Source organism: Anabaena sp. UHCC 0187 (assembly GCF_009712035.1).
Classification (GTDB): domain Bacteria; phylum Cyanobacteriota; class Cyanobacteriia; order Cyanobacteriales; family Nostocaceae; genus Dolichospermum.
The window spans coordinates 160,321-185,195 of record NZ_VILB01000002.1 but is presented as its reverse complement, the minus strand read 5'-3'; the positions used below and the strand labels follow the sequence as shown (position 1 = coordinate 185,195).

The window sequence follows — 24,875 nt, the reverse complement described above, 5'->3', positions numbered from 1 at the left end:
ACTTTAACTCCGGTTCAGAATTTGTTTGACAATTGCTTTGAAATAACCAAATGAAGTGCGTGAATCTTTTTGTGTATATTTAAGATACTTTTGAATAGATTCGGTTAAATGTACTGATCTTTCTTGTTGTCTGTCAACAAATAATTTAATTTTGTCTCTAATTTCCGCTTGATTCGCTAAAATAAAATTTATTTTTTCAGGTAACAAAGCAGATTGTGTTGTTTCTAGGCACAGTTCAGAAAGATTAGCTTCTTTAAGCAAGCGTTCTACTTTCTCATCATAATTTATAGCAACAAAAGGTTTTCCCATCTGCATAGCAAAGATGATAGCGTGATATCTACAAGCAACCAATATTTCACTTTCCCTTAATGGTTGCAGAGAAAATTCCTGGGGGGTTATATCTCCAAAATATGTTTTCAATAAATCAAAATCTCTATTTTTATTAAAATTCAAAGGGAAAGGATTAAGTTGAAATTTAGATAATTCTTTTAACCACATTTCTACATCAAATTCTTTCCAGTGGCATGGAACCAAATTTATAGCAATCTTATTGCTAACGGAAGTATTAGGTTCTACTGGCAGGGGAAAACACCAAGTTAAATCTGGATGCACTTCTACTTGCGGATGATTATTAAGTAATGATCTACTCTGTTCATCCCTAACATAGAAAAATTCAGAGCTTTCAATTAAATCATATAAATCTGGTAGCAAATCTGGAGAAACTCGATTAACTCCTAAACCAAATACACCTATTTTAGCTTTACATTTTTTTATCCATTGTTTTGTATTTACCCATATCCCTACTCTTTCAAAAACCAGACCTCCACCACCAATCAATATCCAATCGAAACTCTGAAGATATTCTTGTGGTGGAGATAGATAGTGAGGTAAGAACACAATACTGTTACCCTGAAGCAATCTAGTAATGGAATATTGAATACGGTCATCTCCAGCATTAAGAGCGTTATAGTAACCAAAAACTGCAATTTTCATTCTGGATTAATGTATATATGAATAGACTGTAATTTTCATGGCAGAATTAAAATATTTTCCATATTTATTCGTACTTTTGAAAGCTTTTTAATATTGTATGTACTTTGGGTAAAAAAGTTGAAAATGTCAGAGGAGGAGTGTCGGTATGCTTGATTAATTCGGTGTTATGTGAACAGTTAAGTCGTATGAATTTTTCAAAAAACCGCATAAAAAAAGAAATGCCAACTCCACCGAAAGAAGTGACTGTAGCATCAAAATTAATAGTTATAGGAATTGGATTAGTGTCAGCTTTATACATTTTGTCGAGTTAACAAGTGTTTGAATCTGATGTGTAAAGATGGAACTAACAATATCTGAGGAAATTGGACAATAACTTTCAGGCTTTTAAGCCAACGAATTAATGTGACATCATTGTTGTTAACCGATTGTTCAATTTGATTCAACAATTTGACTTTATATAACCATTTACCCTGAAGAATTAGTCGTTTTTTAAGTGAAATATTGACATTTTTATCCCAAAGAATAGGACGGACTAATTCTAGTAGCTCATTAGCTACTTTCTGACTTTGATTCGACTTTTGCTCATCAGTAAATCGAAAACAGGATAATTCAGAATCAATTCTTTTTACAATCCCACCTGCTTGAATTATTCTACACCAATAGTCATAATCCATCACAAAGAAAAGTTGTTCTTTAAATAAACCAATTTTTTCTGTAATGCGTCTTGTCCAAAAAACTTCAGGCTGCACAAATTGGCGTTTTTTCCACCATACATCCCATAAATCTAAAATCTCTTCTAGAGTTTGAATATTACCAAATTGTTCACCAATTTTCTCCCCTTCCTGATTTACATAACGGCATATTCCATGCAGCAAGTCAGTCTCAGGAAATTGGCTAAAATATTCAGCAACCTTAAACAGTATTCCTGGTAGATAATAATCATCACTGTTAAGATAAGCTATGATATCACCTGTTGCTTTAGCCAGACCTTTATTAATAGCATGAGTTTGCCCATTATCAGGCTCACTTACCCAATAGGCTAAATGCTTCTCGTATTTTTTGAGAATTTCAATAGTATTGTCTGTGCTACCTCCATCAATAATTATATATTCAAGATTCGGGTAGCCTTGCAGCAGCACTGAACGAATAGTTTCTTCTATGAAATTTCCTTGATTATAGCTGGGTGTAATGATACTAATCCGAGGAAATTGTGAACTATTTTGAGTAATTTCTGGGAAGACAATTTCTTTTTTCTCTACCCAATCTTTTAGATCCGTTTGTGGTTGAGGAAAAGATAATAAAGGATCAATTGTTTGCTGATCTGTCATCTAAATTGCTAACCTCATACCTTTCTGTATATCCGAGTAATTCCTAGCCTGATTTATGATTTTAAATTAATACAGCAGGTTATTAAAAAATTGTCATGTCTTAACCTAAATACAAGCAAGTAGTTATTATTTCTTTAAATGTATCCATGACGTTTCATGGTAGCACCTAAATATTCAGTAATTAAATTTAGTTGATCGGAAGTAAGTTTTTTAGACCACTGCTTAGTAGTTGCTTCACCTATAAACTGAAACTTGTCTGATCTTTCATGTTCTGGCATTCCTTTACTTTCTTTAGCTCGCATTTTATCAACTGCTGCTGCTTGGATAGCACGTTGTACATCTTCTGAAGTAATCTGAATACCTAAAATTTTCCCCAGTTTAAGAAGTTCTGGTTCAGGGTTTACTAACAGGTCTTCATAGCGAAGAATTTCCAGTTCAATCCCGCTATTTTGATTTCCTAAACCAATCCAAGAATTTATGTGTTCTTGCCAAGAACAAGGCCAAATACGTCCGCTAATCCAATTCAAAATAAATTCATCAAAACCAAGAGGATATCCCCGGAGATTTTTTAAGTATTTATAGTAAGAAACTACAACATCCCTGGGATCTCGAATGATATAAATAATCTTCTTATAAGTTTTAACTTCTTTGTGGTCTCTTCTATATAAATGATGGCTTTTGATTAAATTAAATTCTGAGTTAATTACATCTTTGGCATAAGTTTTACGATGAATATCAGGAACATAATATTGAATATCTTCAATACTTTCACCTGATTTACCATATACAAGTTCTGCCATAATCACCCTCATCCATGTATTACCTGAACGAGGATAAGAAACTAAATAGACATCATTTTCCCTAGGTTTAAATATTTCTGGAGAGGGAATTAACAATGAACGTAACTTATAAAGAGAACGAGATATTGGATGGGTTATGATCATTTTTTTATTCTCCATTATTAATAATTTTCCATTTAAGGTCTGGACAAACAACACCGGGCCAGCGTTGATAATCTGTGTAAATAGAGTGATGATTTCCAGCACCTACTATGGAAAAATTTATCAATTCAACAGGTTCTAGTAGATACTGCTTACCCGGAATTCCCGCCCATATCTTAATCACATAGTTACTAAGATTCAGTAACTTTCCAGGAATACTGCATACAGAAAGATGATGCCCAGGTAAACCGTCTTGACTCTGGCGTTGTCCGTGATCTGTACTTGTGAAGGCAATTTCACCAGTCTGCGCCAAAACTTGTAAAACCAAACGCATCCCTTCAATATTCTTTAGTAACTGATAGTGAATGCGGATCATAATTTCTTCCTGAGCTGAGAAGGAAGATTTTATTTCCCCGTCACTAGATATAAGTGCCAACTTTAATAATCGGAAATGTTCACTACCTGGTGCATTATCTGGATTCCAGGAAGCTTCTCCCGATGTAACTTGGCTAATAGCAATTTTTGACAGATACTCAGCGATGCAACTCTCTGCATCTCCCTCTTTGATCAGATTTCCACCGCTTAAGACAATTCCTCGATTGCAAAGAGCACGAACCGCACCAATGTTGTGGCTAACAAATATAACTGTACGTCCTAGCGCAGCTACATTCTCCATTTTGCCTAAACACTTTTTCTGAAAGGCTGCATCACCAACTGCTAATACTTCATCTACAATTAAAATCTCTGGCTCTAAATGAGCCGCTACGGAAAATGCTAACCGCACATACATACCAGATGAATAACGCTTTACTGGTGTATCTAGAAATTTCTCAACTTCGGAAAAATCAACAATTTCATCAAACTTGCGTTTAATTTCTTCTTTACCCATCCCCAAAATTGCCCCATTGAGAAAGATGTTTTCCCTCCCTGTCAATTCTGGATGAAACCCCGTACCCACCTCCAATAAACTCGCAACTCTCCCTTTAATATTAATTCGTCCTTGGGTTGGTTCTGTAATCCTACTCAGAATCTTTAATAGAGTTGATTTTCCAGCCCCGTTGCGACCAATAATCCCTACTCTGTCACCTTGCTTAATATCAAAACATACATCTTTGAGCGCCCAAAATTGTTCAAAGGCAGGATTTTCGGTTTTGGCTTGAGGATTGATTAAACTACCAAGGGATTTAATCTGATCAGTTATAACATCCCGGAAAACTTTATACTGTTCCTGCTTTTGATGGCCAATAATATATTTTTTACCTAGATTTTCAACGCGAATAACTGTGTCTGACATAGGGACAATTTTTTTTTGAATAGAAGCATTAACTATCATCAAAGTTAATGCTTTTCAGGTAATTCCAAATAATCTAGATCAACGAATTATAAACAAGCAGAGGCTACGGCTGCATTACTACACAAAACATCAAACTGTTCTATGACTTTTGCCACACTTTGTTCTAAATTTTCTTTCTCTGTTAAACATTCAACTTCTGGTTTGAAAGGTGGTTCATAGGGATCATCAATACCTGTAAAAAACTTAATTTCCCCTTGACGCGCTCGTTTATACAAACCTTTAACATCACGATCTTCACAAGTCGCTAAAGGCGCATTTACATAAACTTCAATAAAATTATTCCCAATTTTTTGGCGGACTTCTTGCCGCACATCTTGATATGGTGAAATAGCAGAAACCAATACTACCACACCATTCCGAGTTAATAACTGAGCAACAAAACCAATTCTTCTAATATTTTCATCTCTATCTGCTCGACTAAATCCTAAATCTCTGGTGAGATGTTGTCGTACTATATCTCCATCTAGCATCTCTACTTTGAGTCCCCGGCTACGTAATATTTTCGCAACTTCTGTGCTGATAGTGGTTTTGCCAGCACCACTCAATCCTGTAAACCAAATTGTTGCTCCAATATCTGTCATTTTTAACTCCTTGATGTCATTATTAGGTCAATATTTTATTCATTACCAATTTTTTTCTTTGGACTTTAATTATTAGTCCGATTTTGAAATTGGCTTAATCAAATGTCCAAACTAAGAAGGTGTTTGAAAAGTCTTAATTCATACTAATCCTGGCGACTAGAAGTCGCGGCTACACAGACAAAACCCACCTCCGTGGGTTTGAAACCATCGATTTTTCTTAGGCTAATTTTTGTTGAGTTAACCAGTCCATGAAATCTGTTTTGTAGAGAGGCGATTTAGACATAAAAGTTAGTAATCATTACTTTTCAATTCTATCAAATCATCTAAATTACATCGGCAAAAGTCCTTTCCATTTTCCGAAAATACCAAATCCCACTCACTAATAGTAAAATCACTAATCCCATAGAGAGCATAAAACCCGGTAAATATAACTGGGAGTTACCGCCCAAAATTGCCCAGCGAAAACCATCAATTACTCCCACCATGGGATTTAAGGAATATATAAACCGCCACTTTTCAGGAACTATGGTACTACTAAATCCTACGGGTGAGATATATAAACCAAACTGTACTATAAATGGCACAATAAACCGAAAATCTCGATACTGCACATTCAAAGAAGCTAACCATAATCCTGCACCCATAGAAGCTGCAAAGGCCACACCAATAAATAATGGTAAGGTTAAAATTCGCCAAGTGGGAACAAAGTTATACCATGCCATTAAAGCCAACAAAATTATCCCAGAAATCATAAAGTCTACGAAGCTAACTACTACCGCGCTGGTCGGTACTACTAATCTCGGAAAATAGACTTTTGACAGTAAATTGGCATTACTAATTAAACTATTACTACACTCTGAGAGAGAATTAGAAAAGAACTGCCAGGGTAACATGGCGGAAAATACAAGAATTGGATAGGGCGCACCTTCAGAGGGTAATTTTGCCAATTGTCCAAATATTATTGTAAATACAACCATTGTCAGAAAAGGACGAATTAGCGCCCAGGCAATCCCAATAGCGGTTTGTTTATATCTAACTAATATATCTCGCCATGCTAGGAAGTAAAATAACTCCCGATAATGCCAAAGGTCTTGCCAATACTGCTTTTCTGCGCGTCCGGCCTCAATTATTAATTCTGGCTGGGAAGTGGTTTCTTTCATGATTCTGACTTAGCTAACCTCGCTTTTACCATCATTGTCACCACATCCTGCATTTTATATTTAGCTTCCCATCCTAACTGGATTTTGGCTTTAGCTGGATTACCTTTACCCATGGCCAAATCTGTAGGTCTGAATAGGCTACTATCAACAACTACATGATCACGCCACTCTAAATTTACAGATGTAAATGCGGCAGCAACAAATTCTTCTAAAGAAGTGCTTTTTCCCGTCGCAATCACATAATCGTCGGGTTGATTTTGTTGCAAGATTAAATACATTGCTTCTACATATTCCTGCGCCCAACCCCAGTCCCGCTGAATTGACATATTACCTAAATATAATTTCTCTGCACTACCTTGGGCAATGCGACAGGCCGTAGCCACAATTTTTTGAGTCACAAATCTTTCTGGACGCAGGGGAGATTCATGATTAAACAAAATACCGGAACAGGCAAATAAACCGTAAGCTTCTCGATAATTAGCTACTTCCCAAAAAGCAGCGGCTTTAGCTACAGCATAAGGGCTTCTGGGGCGGAATGGAGTTGTTTCTTCGGCTGCTACATTGCCAGTATCACCAAAGCATTCACTAGAACCTGCATTGTAAACTTTAATCTTTGCGCCTAAAAACCGAATGGCTTCTAATAAGTTTAGTGTGCCAGTAGCGATACTTTCTAAAGTTTCTACAGGTTGGCCGAAAGATAAACCTACGGAAGTTTGTCCTGCCAAATTATAGATTTCATCTGGTTGGATTTTTGTCAGTACCTGTAAGACGCTACGGAAGTCAGTTAGGGACATTGACTCTAGTTTTACTTGGTCTTTGATACCTAAGTAAATTAAGTTCTGAAAAGAGGATATTTGGGCATCTCTGGAAGTTCCACAGACTGTATAACCTTGATTGAGAAGCAACTGTGCTAGATAAGCTCCATCTTGTCCTGATATTCCACAAATAAGAGCTTTTTTCATATTAATTCATCACCCAGAAATCTTTAACACTATTACCTCCAAGCATCCGAGATTGCCTATAGGTAAATTCTCCCACAGAAGGATTGCGATGGGGATGAATCACACCTGTTGCTTGTTGCCAAAGCTCTGCGGGGGCAACAGATAACTCATACTTAGATTCATGCTTATGCACATGATACCATTTTGTTTCTTGACAATCTTCACACCAAAAAGCCTCTAACCACTCACCATATAAAGAAACTGTGGTTTTAGCTGCTACTAACATCATTGCTTCTCGTCTGGCTATACCGCGTTCTTGTAGTTGTCCGGCTTGTTCGGCAAATAGTCCGTGTTTTTGGCTGACACTATCCATATAGCAACCATGTATTGGACAGTGGATAGCTCTTCGCTTAGAACGTTTTCGATTTCGATCACACCTTCTCTGCACTTTGGCCTCCTGATCAGTAACTAAACAACAGATCCTAAGAAGGTTGCGTGGGAGGGACTGAGATCAAAAAGACCATCGAAGCCCAACTCCTTATTCAACATCATCTGAATGATTAAATTTTTGAATTTTAGTGGTCTTAAACAACCGAAGATACTAACATACTGTGGCTGATTGCGTGTAGGGTCGCACTTCACATCATAGACTCTCTTAACACATTCAAATATTGTTTGGCTATGATTTCTGGCGTAAAATTAGACTGTAAATATTCGCGGGAAGCGTTACCCATCTTTTCTGTGAGTTGGCGATCGCTTTTTAACTTGCGAATAAACGCAGCTAAAGCATTACTGTCTCCATTATCAATGCTGATACCAAATTTGCCTTCTGCTATTAGCGATCGCAAGTAGGAATCTTCTGGGCAAATAGCTGCTATCGGTCTGCCAGTGGCTAAAGCTGGATAGAGTTTGCTAGGAGCAACTAAACTTTCCAAACCTGCTTCTACACTGACTAAGGACAAATCACAAGCTGTCAAGGAATACGGTAGCACACTCTTGTCTTGATAGGGAAGAAAAATAAAGTTTTTCAGTCCTAAACGAGTCACATCTTGGATAAAGCTTTCACGTTTTGGACCACCACCAATACAAACAAACTGAATCGGTTCGTCCTGAAGTTGTTGAGCAGTTGCCAAAATAGTGTCCAGATCATGACACCTGCCCATATTCCCAGAATAAAGCACCGTAAATTTATTGACTAAATTATGTTCCTTGGCAAACCAGTTGTTTTCTTTAGCAATGGGGACAATTAACTCAGGATCTCCCCAACTATGAATCACCGAAACCTTATCAGCTACTTCTGGACAGATTGCTATGACGCGCTCTTTCATAGCCGGACTGAGAACAATAATCCCTTTAGATTTTTGCCAAATTTGGCGGTTAATTGCCCACCAAAACTTGGCTAACCAGTGCTTTTTGGAAACTACTCCCAGGGCGATCGCAATATCTGGATACAGGTCATAGATTAAACATACATAAGGAAATTTTAATAGCAAATGAGCCAAATATCCTGCTACTGATAAAAAAGGAGGTGCTGAAGTTAATAAAAATACATCATTTTTACGAACATTCTTGATAATATGCAGAAACGCCCGCAATGTAAATAAAACACCATTGATAGCTTTACCACGAATCCTATTAGACCACACCTGTGTAGATCGGGATCTTTGAACCAGGATATCCCCCAGTTGCTCTAATGCTGGTGCTTTAGCAGTTGTAAATGCGTACCCTGGTTGTCCTGTGAATACTCTAATCCTAATTCCTTGTTTCTCTAACTGTTTGACTAGTTCCTCAATTAATTGTCCTGTAGCCGCATAGTCTGGAGGAAAAAACTCAGTAATTATAGATACGTTAATCAATTGATCATAGGAAGTATTACTGGTTTCAGAAGACTGATCTAACTCTACTGAATGCAAAGGAGATGTTGTATAAGTCTTACCCTTGGATATTTTCCGAGTTTTAATATCAGATTGCTGATTAACATTTAATTCCGTATCAATTTTTGTTAAGTATTGATTTTCGCTGATTGAAGAATAAGAATTTAGATTTTTCTGCCATTCACTTAGTACCATGACTCATATAGTTCCATTGAAAAGATTTACAGATGTAGCAGTCAATAATGACCCCTTAAGTAAAAAAATGTTTCTATCAATATTTTTTTAACATCCTTACCACTGTTATCAACTACTATCTCTTAAATTGACAACAGGGTAATTACTAGTTCCGGACAAAACAACATTAGATATAAATAATACTTTTGTTAAAAAAGTATTACTATCAAAACCCCTATCCATCGTCATTAGAATTCATTTAGTACGGTTTTTCAGTGAGTAGCAAGATAAAAAAATACTCCCAATTCCCGAATAAACGCATTTTATGTTCAAACAACAGAATACAAGAGTTAGAATAAATCAGATTTGGTTTTGTACTCTACCTCATTATATATTACCTATGGACGCGTGATGTCTGATCGCTATTGATTCACCTAGAATTAATACAGGGATACTATGTATAAGTTTTGACAAATAGCAAGATGTATCTTTTTGATAAAATTCCTGACGAAATTTACATAAACTTGCTATATATATAGCAGGCATCAAGTAGTTGTGAAAACGTATTGGTTTGATTATTACATTTTCTGCCTCAATAACACAGGTATCTAGAAAATCAGTTTTTATGAAAAGCTAGATGCAATTACTACATCTACATCTTAGGTTTATTATTACTCACTTCTAAATAAATCAATCATGGATAACTCTACTACAATCACATCAAGTTCCCATAAGAATGGAAATCCTAGACTTCAATCCTCAACTAGTCCAATATTTTCAGCTTTGGAAGAAACGTCTGATAGTGGGGATTTGCGGCAAATATTGGAAATACTAAAGCGTAGATCAATCTTGATAGCAGGAATATCCGTCGCTGTTAACAGTGCAGTGGCTTATTCAACGCTCACAGAAGAACCAATATATCAAGGTAACTTTCAAATATTGGTTGAATCTGTTAATGATGATAACAGCTTAGGAAAAGTAAACCTCTTAGACTCTAACATTGCTAAACCTAGTTTAGATTATGAGAGTCAAATTCAGGTTCTTAAGAGTCCAAAACTGCTGCAAGATGTAATTAAGCAGTTGCAAAAATCCTATCCTGAAATTACCTACAATTCTCTTATAAAAGGTTTAACTATTCGTCGTTTCGGTGCAACCAAGGTAATTGAAGTCAGCTATAAAAGCAATGACACTAAAAAAATTAAAGTTGTATTAAATACTATTTCTCGATTCTATTTAAACTACAGCCTAGACAAGCGACAAACCAAGCTGCGTCAGGGAGTTCAGTTTACTAATAAACAGCTACCTGAGATCCAAAATCGGGTGACGCAGTTGCAGAAAGAAATGCAAATATTTCGCCAAAGATACAATTTTATTGATCTAGAAAATCAATCTCAAGGTATTTCTCAGCAAATCCAATCTCTGACACAGCAACGACAAGCTGTAAATCAACAGTTAGCCGCTGCTAAGGCTAATTATCTGAGTTTACAGGGAGAAGATGAACAATTAGCAATTCTCAATAATGCTCCTCTTTATCAACAATTAATCACCCAGCAACGCCAATTAGATACCCAAATATCTGGAGAATTAGCTCGATTCCAACCTGATCACCCAATTATTCAAACCTTAAAAGAAAAAAGAGATAACCTCTTACCTATTATTGAAAGAGAAGCAAACCGGGCTTTAACTATCAAGGTGGCTGAGGCGACAATTCTATTTCAAAGAATAGAGGCTGAAAGTCAACAACTGACAGAAGCAGAACAACAACTGCAAAGAAAATTAGAGCAATTACCAGTTTTATCTCGACAATATACGGAGATTCAGCGCAATTTACAATTAGCAAATGAAAGTTTAAATCGGTTTCTAGCTAACCGTGAACAACTACAAATAGAAATAGCGCAAACAGAACTACCTTGGGAATTAATTCAAGCACCTACTCAACCAGAATCTCCCATATCACCAAATACACCACATAGTTTACTGTTAGGACTTGTGGCTAGTTCTCTACTAGGTATTGGGGCTGCCTTGATTCTAGAAAAGATAGATAATACTTATCAAACTGTCGAGAGGATTAAGGAAAATATCAAACTCCCCTTATTAGCCACTCTTCCCTTTGATAAAAACATATCTTATCATCCATCCCACAATCTTACAAATAGTGTGAATGAGCAGGAAATAAGGTCTGAAGATACCCCGGAAGGTATTGGTAGATTTTCTAATATGTTTAGTAGTAACTCTCCAGAAAAAACATACTACGGACAAGGGGCATTTTGGGAATCTTTACAAGTTTTGTATGGGAATATTCAACTTCTCAATTCAGATCGACCAATTCGTTCTTTAATTGTTTCTTCAGCAATGTCTGGAGATGGTAAAAGTACAGTAGCATTTCACCTCGCTCAAATAGCAACATCAATGGGTAAACGAGTGCTATTGGTAGATGCTGATTTGCGTTGCTCCCAGATTCACAAATTATCAGGATTAAATAATCTGTACGGATTAAGTAATTTAATCTCTGCAAATATAGATGTGGAGGAAGTAATTCAACAGATGCCCCGATTTAAGGATTTATCTGTGATTACGGCAGGTCCAATACCACCTGATCCGGCTCGGTTGTTGTCATCAGATAAAATGAAGCAATTGATGAACTATTTTCATCAAAATTTTGATTTAGTAATTTATGATGTTCCCCCCATGTTGGGGTTAGTAGATGTCAGACTTCTAGCACCTTACACTGATGGTTTAATGCTAGTAATGAGAATTGGTAAAACAGATAAATCAGCACTAACACAAGTTCAGGATAATTTGAGAATTGCGCCGATTAATTTACTCGGTTTAGTGATCAATGGGAATAAGGCTAAGTTATCAGGTTATGATTACTACTATAGTGATTATAACCAACGTGTTACTACTGCATAGTTCCTGACTCTTTGTCATTCACGGCGGTACTATCCTGGAAAATGTTTTGTCAACAACCGCCGTCGCAAATTATCCAAAGCTGCATTTGCACTCACATAACGAACTAAAGATCGTCCGCGAATCGTCCCAAACCGATGTTCAAAACTTGTTACTTCATCTCCAGGACCTGCTAAACCGATATAGACTAAACCCACAGGCTTGGTTTGGGTTCCTCCAGTTGGTCCAGCAATTCCCGTAATACTTAATCCCCAAGTAGTGGAAAGACGACTTTTCACACCGATAGCCATTTGTTCGGCGACAGTTGCACTCACTGCCCCAAATTTCTCTAAATCCTCTGGATTAACTCCTAACAATCCGACTTTCACAGAATTGTCGTAGGAAATTACCCCACCCCAAAAGTAATCGGAACTACCGGGAATTTCCGTTAACATTTGCCCCAGTCCTCCACCAGTGCAAGATTCCGCCACTGAGAGGGTTTCCCCCGCAGAGCGTAACAAATTACCAACTACAGCAGCTAAGGTATCATCATCAGCACCGTAATAATCTAAACCGGCAATTTCTATCAGTTGTTTTTCAATGGGTGCAATTAAAGCCTCTGCGGTTGTTGCGTCGGCAGCTTTAGCCGAAACTCGCAATCTGACTTCTCCCTTACCCGCATAGGGGGCTACGGTGGGATTATTTAAGTCAAAATAAGTAGCTACTTTTTCCGCTAATGCTGATTCACCAATGCCCCAAAATCTTAAACTGCGACTATAAATAATTTCTTTTCCCCAACCTTGACTTTTGAGAAAAGGTACTGCGGTTTGGGTCCACATTCGATACATTTCGCTAGGAACACCAGGAAAGGTAAAAATAGTTAATCCAGTGCGGGGTTGCCAAATAATCCCAGGGGCTGTTCCTGTGGGGTTGGGCAGAATTTCTGCACCTTGGGGAATTAAGGCTTGTTTGCGATTATTGGGAGACATGACTCGTCCCCGTTGGGCAAATTTTTCGGCGATATCTTCGACAATATCGGCTCGTTCTATTAAAGGAACACCAAAAAAATCAGCGATGGTTTCACAGGTGAGATCATCGGGTGTGGGGCCTAAGCCACCTGTAAAAATGAGAATTTGTACTCTGGAAGCAGCAATTTCGATCACTTCTTTGAGTCTTTCTGGATTATCCCCGACTACGGTTTGATAATAGTGGGGAATGCCTAACTGGGCTAATTCTTTGGCAAGATATTGGGCGTTGCTGTTGAGGATATCTCCCAACAGCATTTCTGTACCAACACAAATAATTTCTGCACTCATGGGGATTGGGAATAGGGGATAGGGAATAGATTTTGGATTATTATCTAAAATCCAAAATCTAAAATCTAAAATCTAAAATTCTCTACGCTAGGGCTGGTACAGGAATTTCTAGGTGGGGATATAATGGGAAGCGATCGCACAATGCAGCCACTCTTTTGAGACAATCAGCCGTTACTATTTCTGAATCTGGAGAAAGTAAACGATCTGCAATAATATTCCCAATTTCTGTAAATTCTGCCACACCTAAACCTCTGGTAGTCATGGCAGGTGAACCTAATCTTAAACCACTGGTAACAAAAGGTGATTCAGGATCAAAAGGAACTGTATTCTTATTGGCGGTAATATTAACGGTGCTGACTAACTTATCTCCTTTCTTCCCAGTCATGCCCACAGAACGTAAATCTACTAACATTAAGTGATTATCCGTGCCATTGGATACGAGCTTAAACCCTCTATTTTGTAATTGAGTAGCTAAAGCCTGAGCATTTTCAATTACCCGCCCAGAATAGTCTGTAAACTCAGGTTTGAGAGCTTCACCAAAAGCCACTGCTTTACCCGCAATGACGTGTTCTAGTGGTCCACCTTGAGTTCCGGGGAAAACTGATTTATCTAGCTTTTTACCCAATTCTGCATCACGAGTCAAAATTAAGCCGCCTCTTGGCCCACGTAAGGTTTTATGGGTTGTGGTGGTAACGACATCACAATAAGGCAGGGGATTAGGATGATGACCAGTAGCGACTAAACCAGCAATGTGAGCAATATCTGCAAGTAAGTAAGCACCAACTTCATCAGCAATGCTGCGGAATTTTTCAAAGTCAATAATCCGAGGATAGGCTGAATACCCACAAATCAAGAGTTTAGGGCGTTCTTTAATGGCTAAATCCCGAATTTGGTCATAGTCTAATTGTTCGGTTTCTTTGCTTACGCCATAATGACGGACTTGAAACCATTTACCAGAAACGTTCACTGGTGAACCGTGGGTGAGGTGTCCACCGTGGGATAAGTCCATGCCCATAATTGTGTCCCCTGGTTGCAGCAGGGTCAAAAAGACGGCAAAATTAGCTTGTGCGCCGGAATGGGGTTGGACATTGGCATGAGCAGCACCAAATAATTGTTTAGCTCGGTCAATGGCTATTTGTTCAATTTTGTCAACAAATTCACAACCACCGTAATAACGCTTACCTGGTAATCCTTCGGCGTATTTGTTGGTTAATACTGAACCTTGGGCAGCTAATACGGCAGCGGAGGTAAAGTTTTCACTAGCAATTAATTCTAAGTGGTCACGTTGACGTTGTAATTCTTGGTTAATTAGTTCGTTAATGGCAGGATCGGAGTTTTTTAGAAGGTCTGAGTTAGTTTTAGTCATGTTTATTATCCTTATGGCAGTTGACGAAAATGGAGATTGCGGTTAAACCTATTACCAAAGTTACAGATTAGGCAATTTGTTCATTATAAGAATTTAAGCTGAAAATCTTATAGATAACTGGGAATGTCATTATGTAAGAATGTCTGACTTTAATCAACGTGGTAGTCTGAATTTATGTATTAATTTGTACTCAAATTAACAAAAGTCTTAAACATACAAGATACAATAAAACTAGATTTTACAGTTAGCAATTTTTCTCTATTGCCAAGATTTTTTGAGATTGCTCTATTGACAGGATGGGTTTAGATGTTAGTCATTTTAATGGACAATCAAATCCTTAGCTCTGAAAAGGTTTGTCAGTCTTGTTTATTGGCAAACGGCAGCGGCCAACCCCGCTGGGGAGGGGGTAAACTGCGCTGTGGTCAAGCAATTAGTAAATTTACGGAACAACAACCAGATCAATACGAGTGTGTGATGGGCTTTCGTGTCGCCAACATAGAATAATGGTAATTTGCCAGCAAGTTCAAGCATCTGCGTTATCCTAGGCTCAATAGCTGTTGAAATTTAGCCACAGGAGAATACACAATGTCTTGGCGCGGTTCTACAACGTTTCCTGACCGAATTTTCGCTTGTTTACCTTATCTACTCCCTTTGATTGAGGTGTTTGCCTTCGGTCAGTTTTTGCTGAATGATTTTCCACTTTTAGGACTGATATTTTTACCTCTTTTGCCACTGTTAAAAATTTACTATGGTGTCCGCTATGCGGGAATGATTATTTTCTTTGCTTTGTGGCTTTTGGTAGTAAGAAACGAGAAAATTAGTCATTTTATTCGTTTTAACACGATGCAAGCCATCATTTTAGATATTGTGATCTTTTTATGCAGCATCTTAACCGATATTGTTAAGTTAGTTCCTGGTAGTGGATTTGCGATGCAAACACTGTATACAACCATTTTTATGGGTATAGTAGTAGCGGTTGTTTATGCCGTGGCTCAATCCTTAATGGGGAAGTATGCGGAAATTCCCGCGATTTCCGATGCAGTGCATATGCAAGTACGTTAACAGCTAACGGACAACAACTGTGTTCTCTAGGCGACCAATTCCTTCTATTTCTATGCGGATGCGATCGCCTATTTGCAAAGCCCCTACTCCCATGGGCGTACCAGTTAATACTATATCCCCAGGTAATAAAGTCATCACTTGACTGATATAAGACACTAAAAAATCTGGGGAAAATACCATTTGATCAATACAAGCAGATTGGACTGGATGAGAATCATCATTCAAAAATGTCTGTAATCTCGCTCCTGGATTTAATTCCCGGACAATCCAAGGCCCCAGGGGACAAAAAGTATCAAAACCTTTGGCTCTTGTCCATTGGGGATCTTTTTTTTGTAAATCCCTGGCTGTGACATCATTGGCGATGGTATAACCCCAAATTTTGCTTTGGGCTTGGGCTGGAGTACAATCACTTGTGCGATCGCCAATTACTAAAGCTAATTCTCCTTCATAGTCTACCCTTTGCGACTGATAAGGATACTTAATTTCGCTTTCTGAAGCAATTACAGATGTAGACGGTTTGAAAAAAATTAGCGGTTCAGCAGGTACAGGTGTTCCCATTTCCGCTGCATGATCAGCATAATTCTTGCCTACTCCGACAATTTTTGAAGGCGCACAGGGGGCTAGAATTGTATAACAGTTAGCTGGTAGGATTAAATCCGTAGGTTGACCATCTAACCAAGGTGGAGCGTCTAGCACTTCCACATTCTGGGAAAGCTGAAGCAATCCATAGTGAATTTTCCCTTCTTGACTTTGAACTCGCACATATCGCTGCGCCATAATCTTGACAAAAATCCTTAAATATGCTGTGTTTCAGCAGAATGTTGTTAATGATTGCTATGGAAAACTGGTAAGATTATAAGATAAATGCTGAAAACCTCATGACTTTAATTGAAAAATGAAGTTTGGGCTGTGGACAAATAATGCTAGGAATTGTGTTAATCTAGAATGGCTAAAAATTGTCAAAATTCCTTGTTGCTTGAGATGTTGATCCATAAAAGTATCGCTCACAGCAATCTTTGTATGAATTAACACTAGCAGCCATTTTGTCCAAAAGGTGAATTCAAAAATATGACCACAGTTTACGAAACCATGTACATCCTCCGTCCTGACTTAGGAGATGAGCAAGTAGTACAACAAATTGCCAAATACGAAAACTTGATTCGTGAACACGGCGCTGAGAATATTGAAATTCAAAATCGTGGTAAGCGTCGTTTAGCTTATGAAATTCAAAAGCATCGTGATGGCGTTTATGTTCAACTCAACTACACAGGGCCTGGAACTGTGATTGCGATCATGGAACGCGCTATGCGATTGAGCGAAGAAGTAATTCGCTATATGACAATCAAACAAGACGTTCCCAAAGAAAAGCCAGAGGAAGAAGCAGTAGCAGCTTAATCAAAACATTTATCAGTGTTGTAAATTAGGATTTCAGCAGTATGGCCTAGGCCATGCTGCGCGATCAAAAATTTAATATTAATAATAATTAGATTACATAAATTAAGAGTTGTACTTTATTTAATTCACATTCCTTAGCGTTGTTGCTATTACACAGCCAACAGCTTGACTATTATAGATAGCGAAGCACTGACTTGTCAGTTCGCTAGATGGTAGTTTGAATATCTGCTCTTTAAGTTCTTGTAACAACATAGATAACTGCTATGCTTGAATCGTTGTCTAATTGATATATATATATATAGGACTCATGTTGGATTTTTGTAAAAACAGTATCCAGTTAACAAGTTGTAAATCGCAAGGAAGAGATTTTGGAAAGTTTACCGAACAGCGCCACCATTTTAGTCGTTGATGACAATCCCATGAATTTAAAACTTCTGGATTATACATTGAGTTCTAAAGGTTACAAAGTTATTACTGAAATAGATGGGCGAAATGTGATTAAACAAGTCCATTCCAGTATTCCTGATTTAATACTACTGGATATTATGTTGCCTGATATCAGCGGATTTGAACTCTGTGAGCAACTCAAAGCTGATTCTTTGACTCAGATGATTCCGATCATTTTCATGACGGCTTTGGCGGATAATGCTGATAAGGTTAAAGGTTTGAGTTTAGGGGCTGTAGACTATATCACCAAGCCATTTCAAAAAGAAGAACTACTTGCTCGTGTCCGTACCCACTTACATTTACAGAATTTAATTAAATCTTTAGAAATCCAGAACCAGGAACTCAGACAACTCACACAACGCAATGAAGACTTAGAAAATCGAGTAGCTGAACGGACAGCAGAATTACGTCAGTCTCTAGAAAAAGAGAAGGAATTAAACCAATTAAAATCCCGGTTTATTACCATGGCATCCCACGAGTTTCGCACCCCTTTAGCCATTATTTCCTCATCATCAGGGATTTTGCAAAAATTTAGCGATCGCCTTAGTGCAGACAAAAAACAGAACCATCTACAAACTATCCAAAATAGCATCCAGCATATAACCCAAATTCTTGATAATATATTAATGATTAACCGCGCTGAATCCGAAAAAATAGAATTACATTTAGAAGCATTAGATATTATCGTCTTTTGTCGCCATCTAAAAGAGGAAATAGAAGCTAGTAGTACCCGACATACAATTGATTTCTCCTATGATTTAGGCGAGGAAATACTTGACAATACTCTAATTGTTCAGTGCGATAGAAAATTGTTGCAGCAAGTTCTCACCAATCTCCTGACAAATGCTATTAACTATTCTCCTAACCACCATCTAGTTCAATTTAATTTGACTAAACAAAATAATCAACTTATCTTTAAAATCAGCGATAGCGGTATCGGTATTCCTGAAGCAGATAAAGTTAATTTATTTGAATCTTTTCATCGAGCCTCTAACGTCGGTAATATTCCTGGAACAGGTTTAGGACTATCCATAGTTAAAAAATGTCTGGACTTACACAAAGGTCAAATTACATTTGACAGTCAATTAGGCAAAGGAACAACATTTACAGCTAGTATTCCTTTGTGAACTACTCCTATTTACTTTCGACTGAAGTAGAAGCTTCTGTCATCAATGGGGAGTACCTAAACTCAGATTTTCGCCCAAGTTTAGGATTTACCCTTTTATAGATTTTTAAAACATCCTCTGATGAGTGAATTAAAGATAGGGACTTTGACTATCCATTAAATCATGCAAGTTTTATTGAGTTTGTTGGTTTAGATATAGATTTTCATGTATTGGCCATTAAAAAAATATTCAAGTTTTCGATGGCTAAAGGACGACTAAAGAAATATCCTTGAATCACAAAACAATTATGTTGTTTAAGCCAATTTAGCTCTTCCTTGGTTTCTACCCCTTCGGCAATAATATTGATGTTTAAACTATCTGCTAACTGAATTATACTTTTAACAATGGACTGCTTACTTTCCAACTTATCAATATTGGTAATAAAATACCGATCTATTTTAAGATGACTAAAAGAGAATTCTTGGAGATATTTAAATGATGAATACCCTGTGCCAAAATCATCAATGGATAACTTAATTCCATGATCTCTTAATTCATTTATTTTATCTTTGACTATGTCAAGGTCTTGAATAAATACAGTTTCAGTTAGTTCTAACTCCAATAGATCCGGGTTGAAATTTGTATTGGCAACGATGTCATTAATCCGTTGAATAAAATTTTCTTCTCTAAACTGAGAAGCCGATATATTTACAGCCACCTTGAAATTACCAAATCCTTGTGATTGTAAATCTTTTAATTGTGAACAAGCAGTTTTGATAATCCATTCTCCCAAGGGAATAATAAAACCTGACTCTTCAGCAATAGGAATAAATTCTGCGGGAGAAATCATGCCATATTCTTGGTGTTCCCAACGGATTAATGCTTCCACACCGACAACTTTTCCAGTCTTGGTATTGATTTGAGGTTGATAATAAAGCAGAAATTCATCTCGTTCTAGAGCTTGCAAAAAGTCAGACTCTAAAATAACTTTTCTAAAAACAACATTGAGAATTTCTTGATCATAAAAATGATAAGAAGTTGTATTGTCCAATTTATAATGCTCTAGGGTAACTTCTGCATGAGCCAGTAGCTCACTTACTTGTAAAGCATCATTTGGATAACAGGCGATACCAATTTTAGTTTGAATAGAGATTTCCTGATGATTAAAAGTTACAGGTTGTGATAAAACATCTAAAATTTGTTCAGCAGCTTCAGCAGCCACTTGAGCATTTTGAATTGGTTTTAACAACAGCACCAGTTGGTCAGTTTTTAAGTAAGCTATTAAGTCAATAATCGGATTGAGGGATTTTAGCTGATTTAATCGTTCTGCCACAGTTGTGAGTAAAAATTGTCTCAAACTTGGTTCAAATAATAATTTAGTGTGATAGAGGATATCTATATCAATCAGTAACAAAGGCAAAAATTGACTCTGATTGTAAGCTTGAAGACGAGTTTGATTAAAATACTCTTCTAAGAAAAACTGATTGGGTAAACCAGTTAAACTATCATGACGAGCCAAATAATGGATCTCAGCTTTCATCTGCTCAATCTGATTTCTGTAGCGTTGGGTTGTTACTTGGCGTTTTGCTAGTCGAATAGAAATAGTCTGAAGGAGTTCTTTTACTTCAAATGGCTTGGTTAAATAGTCGTCTGCACCCAGTTCCATACCTTGACGCATATCCCGGCGTTCTGATTTAGCTGTGAGAAAAACGAAGGGAATTTCCGCAGTAGCTGGATCTTGACGCAATGCTTTAATTAGTTCATATCCATCTAGTCGAGGCATCATCAAATCACAAATAATCATATCTGGATGATATTGCTCCGCCATTTCTAACCCCTCTAATCCATCTTTTGCTGTGATGGTATTAAACCCTTCTAACTCAAGAATTAGCTGAATATTTTCTCGTATTTGAGGCTCATCTTCAATGATGAGAATTGTATTCGTATTTATATTCATTCTTATACTCAAATTTACAGTCAATTTTGATTCCTTATTATAAGGTATAACTTACCCGTACTTCTTTGCGCTTCGTGATCAATGAGAAATTATTCACTTTTTGTCACTTAGTTAATACTACTGACGAACAAGCAAAAATTCACAGTATTTATACTGTATTTATATAGCCGATTAGTTTATGTATATTTGGTGTATACAGCTTATTGTAGGTAAATGATGCTTACCTCTCTATGAAAAATCAGCAACAAGGGCATCCTAAGTGGATGCCATTAAACCTTAGAGACTTCCAATTAAAAAAATATCCCAAAACTTATTGTGGTGCGGGCATCTTGCTAATAATACAAGGACGGGCAAGATGCCCATCCCACAAAATTGGATAATCTTTTTTGTGGAGTTCTCTTAATCATCTCTAACCCCAAACCTACGCCCCTACAGATTCCTTAGCCGCATACAATACCTCAGCCGAGATATCTTTAAACCCACGTTCACGGGCAAACTTTTCGGTATTCCGCTTCACTTTCCCGCGCACAAAACCAGGAATCTTATTCAATTCTGCTTGTCCATCTTTTGTCCAATTCAAACCAGATTCCGCAGAAATTCCTTTGGTGATTACTTCCTTTGTATCGTGTCCACCAAAGATTTCTAACAGGTGATCTTCCATTCCCAAAGTGAAAGAATTGTAGATTAAATCAGTGATTTGATTTGTGCCTTCATAACCCATAAATGGTTTGTAACCAATGGGGAAATTCTGCACGTGAATTGGTGCTGCAATCACACCGCAAGGAATATCCAAACGTTTACCAACGTGACGTTCCATCTGTGTACCAAATATAGCAGAAGGTTCAACGCGAGCGATCGCATCCCCAATTTCACCATGATCATCTGTAATTAATACTTCATCGCAATATTCGCTCACCTGTTCTCTAAACCAGTCAGCATCATACTTACAATAAGTACCAGCCCAAACCACATGAATCCCCATTTCCCGCGACAGAATCTTCGTTAAAGCCGCTGCATGGGTATTATCACCAAATACTACTGCTTTCTTCCCAGTCAAGTTCTGACAGTCAATAGAACGGGAGAACCAAGCGGCTTGGGATACGTGCAGAGTTTGTTCATTAATGAAGTCTTCGTAATTAACCTCACCACCTTGGGCATTAATTACCTGCTGAATTTTGCGGATACATCTAGCAGTTTCCACCACACCCATGGGTGTAATATCTACGTAAGGTGTGCCAAATTCTTCTTCTAAATATTTAGCTGTAGTTAACCCCAGTTCCCGATAAGGAATTAAGTTAAACCAAGCTTGCGGCATAGTTTTTAATTCGTGAACCGACGCACCTTCAGGAATGACAGTATTTACCTGAATTCCCAAATCAGTCATTAACCGCTTCAATTCAGTGACATCGTGGTTATTGTGGAAACCCAGAGTAGAAACCCCGATAATGTTAACTGAGGGTTTCGCAGTTTTCTCTGTTGGTAATTCCCCCCGCTTCCGGGCTTTCTCAATGTAATATTGAACGATTTGTTGTAAAGTGCGGTCTGCTGCTTGTAATTCGTTGTAGCGGTAATGGTTCACGTCCGCCAGCATTACGTCCCCTTTTGCTTCCAACTGCGCCCTTTCCACAAAGTTGTGTAAGTCTTCTTGCAAAATGCTGGAAGTGCAGGTAGGAGTTAAGACAATTAAATCGGGGTGTTCTTCAGCATCTTTGCGGACGATGTTATCTACCACCTTTTCTTGAGAACCACGGGCTAAAACGTTTCTATCAACGACGCTGGTTGTAACTGGGGTAAAGTTTCTCTCCCGCGATAGCATGGAACGCATAACGTTGAAATAGTCATCACCGAGGGGCGCGTGCATAATTGCATGAACGTTTTTAAAAGAACTCGCAATCCGCAAAGTCCCAATGTGAGCGGGGCCTGAATACATCCAGTAAGCCAATTTCATCCGGTGTTCTCCCTTGACAAGTTAAATAACTATAAGTGCTTGATTATTAAATCGTTTCTGATTTTCTCAAACCTAACCGTTATGAACAAATAAGGTTTGTTGCGAGGTTATTTGGTGCGGGAGACGGTAAAACCTAGTTGCTGACTGGGTTATGGCTGCTAATTTAAACAATATTTATGTTGTTTAAATCAATAAATCTTAATAATTTAACATTAATGACTTGTCATAAATAATTAGCATGATCATCAATGGAAGTGACACAAACAATGATAAGGTAAATAACTTTAAAATACCCTATCGTTTATCAGTATGTCAGTCTCTATCACTATCTCTCAACTGGTTGAAGTTCTTATAGCTGAACCAGGGAATGTATCTGCGTCTACCTTAACTCAGTTGGGGATTGGGATACAAACAGATACTCGTATTTTGCAACCTGGGGAAGTGTTTTTGGCTTTGCGAGGAGAAAAGTTTGACGGACATGATTTTGTAGCGACAGCGATCGCTCAAGGGGCTATAGTTGCCATAGTTGATCATGCTTATGACAATCCTGGTTTTCCGGTTCTGCGAGTTAAAGATACTTTAAAGGCATATCAACAAATTGCTAAATGGTGGCGCGAAAGTTTCTTTATTCCTGTAATTGGGATCACGGGTTCGGTGGGGAAAACCACAACCAAAGAACTAATTTCCGCAGTTTTAGCCATTAAGGGAAGAGTGCATAAAACTTATGGGAATTTTAATAATGAAATAGGTGTCCCCAAAACCCTTTTAGAAATGGGTAGAGAAAATGACTTTGCTGTGATCGAAATGGCGATGCGAGGCAGGGGACAAATTGGCGAACTCACAGAAATTGCTAAACCGACAATTGGGGTAATTACCAATGTGGGAACGGCACATATTGAATTACTTGGTTCAGAAGAAGCGATCGCCGAAGCTAAGTGTGAATTATTAGCAACCATGCCAAAGGACAGTATCGCCATTCTCAATCATGATAATCCATTATTAATGGACACAGCCGCAAAATTTTGGCAAGGGAAAGTAATTAGTTATGGCTTTTCTGGTGGCGATATTCAAGGAATATTAGCTGACAATGAAATTGTAGAAGTTGATGGAATGCGTTTACCTTTACCTTTACCTGGTCGTCACAATGCTACTAATTTTTTAGCAGCTTTAGCAGTAGCTAAGGTATTAGAAATTGATTGGCAATTATTACAATCTGGGGTCATGGTAAATATGCCCACAGGTAGAAGTCAACGCTTCACTTTACCTAATGATGTGGTGATTTTAGATGAAACCTATAATGCTGCCCCAGAAGCGATGTTAGCGGCTTTACAGTTGTTAGCAGATACACCAGGAAAGCGAAAAATTGCGGTTTTAGGGGCAATGAAGGAATTAGGAGAAAGATCCCCAGAACTTCATCGCAAAGTCGGAGAAATGGTTAAAAATTTGCATCTTGATGGGCTACTGGTATTAGTTGATGGTAAAGATGCGGAAATTATTGCTAATAGTGCCGATAATATATCTTGCGAATGTTTCACTAATCATGCGGATTTGGTAACAAGATTAAAAACATTTATGCAAACAGGCGATCGCTTATTATTCAAAGCAGCCCATTCTGTGGGATTAGATCGAGTTGTCAACCAATTACGGGCAGAATTCACCAATTAAAGATAGTTAGAGACTGGATTTAGAGATGTTGTCTATTTCCTGTATTTTAGACAAAATAAACTTAATTAAGTCAGTATTTCTGGAAAATATCATCCACAAGGAAAATGACCTATTTGGTAGCGATGCTGCATGAAACATCTCTACTATCCAGCAAAAAACAACGTAAAAAGTCTTTTGGTAAATGAAAATTAACTGTTAATTGTCATAAATAACTAGACAAAAATAGTTCAATAAAGTCTTATCCCTTGAGATCCAAGCCTTGAATTTATCAATTATTTTTGAAAGAATAAAAACAAAGGTTAGTCATTAGACCTCTTGAAAAAGCCTAAAAATTAAATATTTAGGTTTTTAGACAAGAAGTCTAATCTCAACTCTAAT

At 37.6% G+C, this 24,875-nt stretch carries 20 protein-coding genes and 1 pseudogene; 7 read left to right on the top strand and 14 right to left on the bottom strand.

The features are described 5' to 3' along the window. Positions 1 to 3: 3 nt before the first annotated feature. The 9 genes from FJR11_RS02095 to FJR11_RS02055 form a co-directional block, all read right to left on the bottom strand. On the bottom strand, positions 4 to 993 hold the full coding sequence (locus tag FJR11_RS02095) for a polysaccharide pyruvyl transferase family protein (protein WP_168502069.1): 990 nt from the start codon (positions 991 to 993) through the stop codon (positions 4 to 6). 290 nt (positions 994 to 1,283) lie between these two features. After that, entirely contained in the window at positions 1,284 to 2,321 is a 1,038-nt protein-coding gene (locus FJR11_RS02090; protein ID WP_168502068.1) for a glycosyltransferase family 2 protein, read from the bottom strand. Positions 2,322 to 2,455: 134 nt separating this feature from the next. Further along, positions 2,456 to 3,265 (bottom strand): sulfotransferase domain-containing protein, encoded by an 810-nt coding sequence (locus FJR11_RS02085; RefSeq protein WP_168502067.1) that lies wholly within the window; start codon positions 3,263 to 3,265, stop codon positions 2,456 to 2,458. A gap of 4 nt (positions 3,266 to 3,269) precedes the next feature. Then, the gene (locus FJR11_RS02080) at positions 3,270 to 4,556 is read right to left on the bottom strand and encodes an ABC transporter ATP-binding protein (protein WP_168502066.1); all 1,287 of its coding nucleotides are present in this window, start codon (positions 4,554 to 4,556) and stop codon (positions 3,270 to 3,272) included. Between the two features lie 86 nt (positions 4,557 to 4,642). Further along, positions 4,643 to 5,197: an adenylyl-sulfate kinase gene (gene cysC, locus FJR11_RS02075; protein ID WP_168502065.1), complete on the bottom strand. Its 555-nt coding sequence runs from the start codon at positions 5,195 to 5,197 to the stop codon at positions 4,643 to 4,645. Between the two features lie 323 nt (positions 5,198 to 5,520). Next, positions 5,521 to 6,357 (bottom strand): ABC transporter permease, encoded by an 837-nt coding sequence (locus FJR11_RS02070; protein ID WP_168502064.1) that lies wholly within the window; start codon positions 6,355 to 6,357, stop codon positions 5,521 to 5,523. Then, positions 6,354 to 7,319 carry a GDP-mannose 4,6-dehydratase gene (locus FJR11_RS02065; protein ID WP_168502063.1) on the bottom strand — a complete coding sequence of 322 codons (966 nt, stop codon included), beginning with the start codon at positions 7,317 to 7,319 and terminating at the stop codon, positions 6,354 to 6,356. The genes FJR11_RS02070 and FJR11_RS02065 overlap by 4 nt, the downstream gene beginning before the upstream one ends. Position 7,320: 1 nt before the next feature. Next, a complete protein-coding gene (locus FJR11_RS02060; RefSeq protein WP_168502062.1) occupies positions 7,321 to 7,746 on the bottom strand; it encodes a hypothetical protein in 426 nt (141 codons plus the stop codon). Positions 7,747 to 7,936: 190 nt separating this feature from the next. Then, positions 7,937 to 9,367 (bottom strand): glycosyltransferase family 4 protein, encoded by a 1,431-nt coding sequence (locus tag FJR11_RS02055; RefSeq protein WP_174762888.1) that lies wholly within the window; start codon positions 9,365 to 9,367, stop codon positions 7,937 to 7,939. Positions 9,368 to 10,042: 675 nt separating this feature from the next. Here FJR11_RS02055 and FJR11_RS02050 point away from each other — a divergent pair. After that, positions 10,043 to 12,259 (top strand): polysaccharide biosynthesis tyrosine autokinase, encoded by a 2,217-nt coding sequence (locus tag FJR11_RS02050; RefSeq protein WP_168502061.1) that lies wholly within the window; start codon positions 10,043 to 10,045, stop codon positions 12,257 to 12,259. A 29-nt stretch (positions 12,260 to 12,288) separates the two neighbouring features. On the opposite strand, the gene FJR11_RS02045 is transcribed toward FJR11_RS02050, so the two are convergent. After that, positions 12,289 to 13,551, bottom strand: coding sequence for a competence/damage-inducible protein A (locus FJR11_RS02045; protein ID WP_168502060.1), 1,263 nt, complete (start codon positions 13,549 to 13,551; stop codon positions 12,289 to 12,291). A gap of 82 nt (positions 13,552 to 13,633) precedes the next feature. Further along, complete coding sequence (gene glyA / locus FJR11_RS02040) at positions 13,634 to 14,917, bottom strand: serine hydroxymethyltransferase (protein WP_168502059.1); 1,284 nt, start codon at positions 14,915 to 14,917, stop codon at positions 13,634 to 13,636. 306 nt (positions 14,918 to 15,223) lie between these two features. Here glyA and FJR11_RS02035 point away from each other — a divergent pair, with 306 nt between their 5' ends. Together FJR11_RS02035 and FJR11_RS02030 are read left to right on the top strand one after the other, a co-directional pair. Next, positions 15,224 to 15,421 carry a hypothetical protein gene (locus FJR11_RS02035; RefSeq protein ID WP_168502058.1) on the top strand — a complete coding sequence of 66 codons (198 nt, stop codon included), beginning with the start codon at positions 15,224 to 15,226 and terminating at the stop codon, positions 15,419 to 15,421. A gap of 81 nt (positions 15,422 to 15,502) precedes the next feature. Beyond that, entirely contained in the window at positions 15,503 to 15,979 is a 477-nt protein-coding gene (locus tag FJR11_RS02030) for a Tic20 family protein (RefSeq protein WP_168502057.1), read from the top strand. Positions 15,980 to 15,982: 3 nt separating this feature from the next. Here the strand turns inward: FJR11_RS02030 and FJR11_RS02025 are convergent, their stop codons facing one another. Next, positions 15,983 to 16,756: a fumarylacetoacetate hydrolase family protein gene (locus FJR11_RS02025; protein WP_168502056.1), complete on the bottom strand. Its 774-nt coding sequence runs from the start codon at positions 16,754 to 16,756 to the stop codon at positions 15,983 to 15,985. A gap of 291 nt (positions 16,757 to 17,047) precedes the next feature. On the opposite strand from FJR11_RS02025, the gene rpsF reads away from it, so the two are divergent. The 3 genes and pseudogenes from rpsF (at position 17,048) to FJR11_RS02015 (ending at position 18,948) form a co-directional block, all read left to right on the top strand. Next, on the top strand, positions 17,048 to 17,374 hold the full coding sequence (rpsF, locus tag FJR11_RS02020) for a 30S ribosomal protein S6 (RefSeq protein WP_168502055.1): 327 nt from the start codon (positions 17,048 to 17,050) through the stop codon (positions 17,372 to 17,374). 368 nt (positions 17,375 to 17,742) lie between these two features. Next, a pseudogene (locus FJR11_RS23840) lies at positions 17,743 to 18,117 on the top strand (response regulator); the annotation flags it as partial. Positions 18,118 to 18,132: 15 nt separating this feature from the next. Then, positions 18,133 to 18,948 carry a sensor histidine kinase gene (locus FJR11_RS02015; RefSeq protein WP_371417435.1) on the top strand — a complete coding sequence of 272 codons (816 nt, stop codon included), beginning with the start codon at positions 18,133 to 18,135 and terminating at the stop codon, positions 18,946 to 18,948. 202 nt (positions 18,949 to 19,150) lie between these two features. On the opposite strand, the gene FJR11_RS02010 is transcribed toward FJR11_RS02015, so the two are convergent. Together FJR11_RS02010 and bchB are read right to left on the bottom strand one after the other, a co-directional pair. Continuing rightward, a complete protein-coding gene (locus FJR11_RS02010) occupies positions 19,151 to 20,884 on the bottom strand; it encodes a bifunctional diguanylate cyclase/phosphodiesterase (protein ID WP_168502053.1) in 1,734 nt (577 codons plus the stop codon). Between the two features lie 421 nt (positions 20,885 to 21,305). Next, positions 21,306 to 22,832 carry a ferredoxin:protochlorophyllide reductase (ATP-dependent) subunit B gene (gene bchB, locus FJR11_RS02005; protein WP_168502052.1) on the bottom strand — a complete coding sequence of 509 codons (1,527 nt, stop codon included), beginning with the start codon at positions 22,830 to 22,832 and terminating at the stop codon, positions 21,306 to 21,308. A 309-nt stretch (positions 22,833 to 23,141) separates the two neighbouring features. Here bchB and murF point away from each other — a divergent pair, with 309 nt between their 5' ends. Beyond that, a complete protein-coding gene (gene murF, locus FJR11_RS02000) occupies positions 23,142 to 24,497 on the top strand; it encodes a UDP-N-acetylmuramoyl-tripeptide--D-alanyl-D-alanine ligase (RefSeq protein ID WP_168502051.1) in 1,356 nt (451 codons plus the stop codon). Positions 24,498 to 24,875: the final 378 nt, after the last annotated feature.